Origin of the sequence: Milkweed yellows phytoplasma str. MW1, assembly GCF_000309485.1 — a bacterium.
GTDB lineage: Bacteria > Bacillota_I > Bacilli_A > Acholeplasmatales > Acholeplasmataceae > Phytoplasma.
The window spans coordinates 1-3,926 of sequence record NZ_AKIL01000034.1 but is presented as its reverse complement, the minus strand read 5'-3'; the positions used below and the strand labels follow the sequence as shown (position 1 = coordinate 3,926).

General features: G+C 30.5%; 2 protein-coding genes. Both read right to left on the bottom strand.

Translation table 11 applies throughout. The annotated features are described in order from the left end of the window. Nucleotides 1–714 precede the first annotated feature (714 nt). Nucleotides 715–1,887 (bottom strand): NAD(P)-dependent malic enzyme, encoded by a 1,173-nt coding sequence (locus RI76_RS00555; protein WP_017192177.1) that lies wholly within the window; start codon nucleotides 1,885–1,887, stop codon nucleotides 715–717. A 504-nt stretch (nucleotides 1,888–2,391) separates the two neighbouring features. Further along, entirely contained in the window at nucleotides 2,392–3,882 is a 1,491-nt protein-coding gene (locus RI76_RS00550; RefSeq protein WP_017192176.1) for a leucyl aminopeptidase, read from the bottom strand. Between the last annotated feature and the right edge of the window lie 44 nt (nucleotides 3,883–3,926).

The window sequence follows — 3,926 nt, the reverse complement described above, 5'->3', positions numbered from 1 at the left end:
GCTTTTTGGAATAAAAAATGGCTTTTAGCTAAATTAAACTATCTTTCGCCTATCCAATATGCGCAAAGTTTAAGATAAATTTTTAGTTGATTTAACATAAAATAATATAACTTTTTAAAAAAGGTATCTTTATTACGCCTTTTTTTCAATAAAATGATCTTATTAATAAGAAAATGTATTTTCTTTTCATTTTGTATATGAGTTTTTAACTTTTTTTTACCTAACTATATAGTGAAGGGTTATTATTAAAATATTAGTATAAATATCTTTTGAAACTAGCCAATTATATAAAAAAAATTAGACACTTTTTCGTCTAATGAAAAAAATACTTTGTTAGTTTGAAAAGATATGAAATTATCACTTAATTTTAAGTTTTAAAGAATAATTTTAGAGATAAAAGTTGTCTAAAAAAAAGAAACAGAGCACCGAGAATATGAAGTAAGCTATTTTATCCAGCGTTGTAGTTCGTTAAAATACTGCCAATAAGGCCTCTTTGGTGCCCATTTGATTTCGCTGTGATAATTCCTTTTCTTTTTTAACAAATAAAAAAACCACATTAAGTGGTTTAGTTAGTTATTTGTTTAGTTTCTTTGAATAGGAGTCTAAAGAATCGATCTCACTAAGAGGTAAATATCGACTACTATTTTTATTGTTCTCAATATTATTCCTTTCTTAACTTTTTTTAATTAGATCATAAATATCATTAAATAAGTTTTATTTTCTTACTACGCCTGTTTTAACAGCCGCTTCTCCAACCGCTTTAGAAATAGAAGCAACAATTTGTTTGTTGAACACGCCAGGGATAATATTATTTTCGTTTAATTCGTTAGCAGGAATAACGCTAGCTAAAGCGTAAACCGCAGCTACTTTCATCTCTTCGTTAATTTGAGTCGCTTTATAATCAAGAGCTCCTCTAAATACACCAGGGAAAGCTAAACAGTTATTAACTTGGTTAGGGTAATCGGATCTACCAGTAGCGATAACTCTTGCTCCACCTTTTTTAGCTTCTTCAGGTAAAATTTCCGGATTTGGGTTTGCTAAAGCAAAAACAATAGCATCTTTAGCCATAGTGGAAACCATTTCACTATTAAGAATGTTAGGTCCAGAAACGCCAATGAAAACGTCTTTATTTTTAATAACATCACTTAAAGCTCCGTCTTCTTGGTTTTTATTAGTTAATAAAGACATTTTCTTTTGTTCTTGGTTAGTCCAATCGCTATCATGAAGGATAACACCTTTTTTATCGTATAAAATAATGTCTTTAACTTTTAAGTTCAGCAACATTTTAGCTACCGCAATGCCAGCTGAACCTGTACCACAAATTAAAACTCTAATGTCTTCTAATTTTTTATTAACTACTCTTAAAGCATTAATTAAACCAGAAGCTACAACGATAGCTGTTCCGTGTTGATCATCATGAAAAACAGGAATAGATAATTTCGTTTTTAAAGCTTCTTCAATTCGGAAACATTCAGGCGCTTTAATATCTTCTAAATTAATCGCTCCAAAAACATCAGAAATTTTAGCAATAATATTTACTATTTCTTCAGGATCTTTGGAATCTATAACGATTGGAAAAGAGTCTATATCGGCGAATCTTTTAAATAAAATAGATTTTCCTTCCATTACCGGAATAGAAGCTTTAGAGCCTATATCTCCTAAACCTAAAACAGCTGTACCGTTAGTAATAACAGCTACTGTGTTAGATTTCATAGTATATTTATAAAGGTCTTCGGGATTTTGTTGAATTTTACGACAAGGTTCAGCAACTCCAGGAGTATATACTAAAGATAAATCATCAAAATTATTAACTTCTGTTTTAACTTTAGTAGCCAATTTACCTTTGTTTTTTTCGTGTAAAAGTAAAGATTTTTGATTTGTGTCCATAATTTTTTCTTATAAAGTTAATTTTTATTCTAAAACAATGTTTTTTAATTGATTGGATGATAACAAAAAAAGAAAGAAAGTTTGCTAAAATAATTTTTTTAAAAATGAATCTTTTTCCTTTATTCTGTAAACGCATAATTTTCGCATAATTTTTTTAATAAACATTTTTTAAAATTTAAAAAACAACAATTATAAAATCACCTCTTTTTTCCATTTTAATTTAAATTAAAAAAAACAACCGCTTTTATTATAAACCTTTTATGAAAGAAAAATTAAAAAATCTATCTGAATTTTAATAAATTAAAATTAGTTATTAAGCAAGGAGTTAAAAAGAGAGATGGATTTATTTCCTAGATAATAGGTGCTTAACAGCGTTTGCCTCCGTTTCTTATGGTAAAGAAAAAACCACTCTTATGAGTGGTTTAGAAAAACTTGGAAGAAAAAAAGCATCCTAAAAGAGCGATAAAAAAGTTTATGATTATTTTTTTTGATAATAGTGTTAATTTATTTCTTTTCGTAATAATTAGCCACTAATTGGTTTAAAAGACGAACGCCAAAACCAGTGGACCAACTATTGTTAACTGCGCTCACTTTATCGTTAAAAGCTACACCCGCAACATCAATATGAGCCCAAGGAATATCTTCGCCCACAAAACGTTTTAAAAATTGAGCAGCTGTGATTGAACCTGCTAATCTGCCTGAAGAATTTCTCATATCAGCAAATTTACTATCAATTAAACGGTCGTATTCTTCAGACAGGGGCATTAACCATAATTTTTCGCCAGTTATTTGTCCGGAGGAAAGCAATTTTTGTGCTAAATCATTATTATTAGAGAATAAACCAGCATGTTCTTCCCCTAAAGCAACCATAATAGCGCCTGTTAAAGTAGCTAAATCAACTATTAATTGAGGTTTTACATGATTTTTAGTATAATAAAGAGCATCAGCCAATACCATTCTTCCTTCCGCATCAGTATTGATAACCTCAATAGTTTGACCGGACATAGAAGTAACAATGTCGCCAGGTCTTTGAGCTTTGCCACTTGGCATATTTTCCACTAAACCAACTACTGCGACAACATTAACTTTCGCTTTGCGAGCGGCTAAAGTATGCATTAAGCCTACTACTATAGCAGCTCCGGCCATATCGCCTTTCATATCTTCCATGCCACCAGAAGGTTTAATGGAAATACCACCAGAATCAAAAACTACCCCTTTGCCTACAAAAGATAAAGGAGCTTCTTGAGAAGAAGAACCTTGCCATTTCATAATAGCTAAATAAGGGGGACAATCAGAACCTTGAGCTACCGCTAAAAGAGAGTTCATCCCTAACTGAGCAATTTGTTTTTTATCTAAAACATCTACTTCAATGCCCATTTTATTTAATTTTTTAATACGAGAGACAAATTCATCTGTTCCTAAAACATTAGCTGGTTCATTCACTAAATCACGAGCTACATTAGAGCCTTGAACTACTGCTTCCACCTTATGAAATTCTTTTTGGCAAAAAGACGCTTCTTTCGTCACCACTACAACCGATAAATCATCGTATATTTCAGAAACGTCTTTTTTTGATTTTGTATGATAACGATCAAAAGTATAACTTTTTAACATCATCTCTAAAACATAATCCATTACCGCTTGGAAAGAAGAAGAGTGGTTTTCAAAATCTGTTAAAACAACTGTTTCTTTAACGTTTTTCAAAGCAAATAAAGTCGCTCTTCCTGCTTTCTTCCAAGCTTCATTATTTTCTGGGTTTTTGCCTAAACCTACTACTAACAAACGAGAAAATAAACAACCTTCAGGATGAACTAATTTTAAAACAGAACCTGCTTTGCCTTTAAATTGTTCTGTTTGACATGCTTTTTCCACTTGTCCTTGAAGATTGATAACATTAACGCCGGAAATGTTTTGTTTTTCATCTTCTAATTTTAAAACCACTATTGTGCTTTGTTTATTAAAAGACTTTAATTCTGATAAAAATGATACTTTCATATTAATACGATACCTTTCTTATTGTTAAAATATTTATTGTAGCA

Bases quoted from the DNA above. Each gene is read 5' to 3' on its own strand.
- RI76_RS00555 (WP_017192177.1), bottom strand. From the start codon at position 1,887: ATGGACACAAATCAAAAATCTTTACTTTTACACGAAAAAAACAAAGGT.
- RI76_RS00550 (WP_017192176.1), bottom strand. From the start codon at position 3,882: ATGAAAGTATCATTTTTATCAGAATTAAAGTCTTTTAATAAACAAAGC.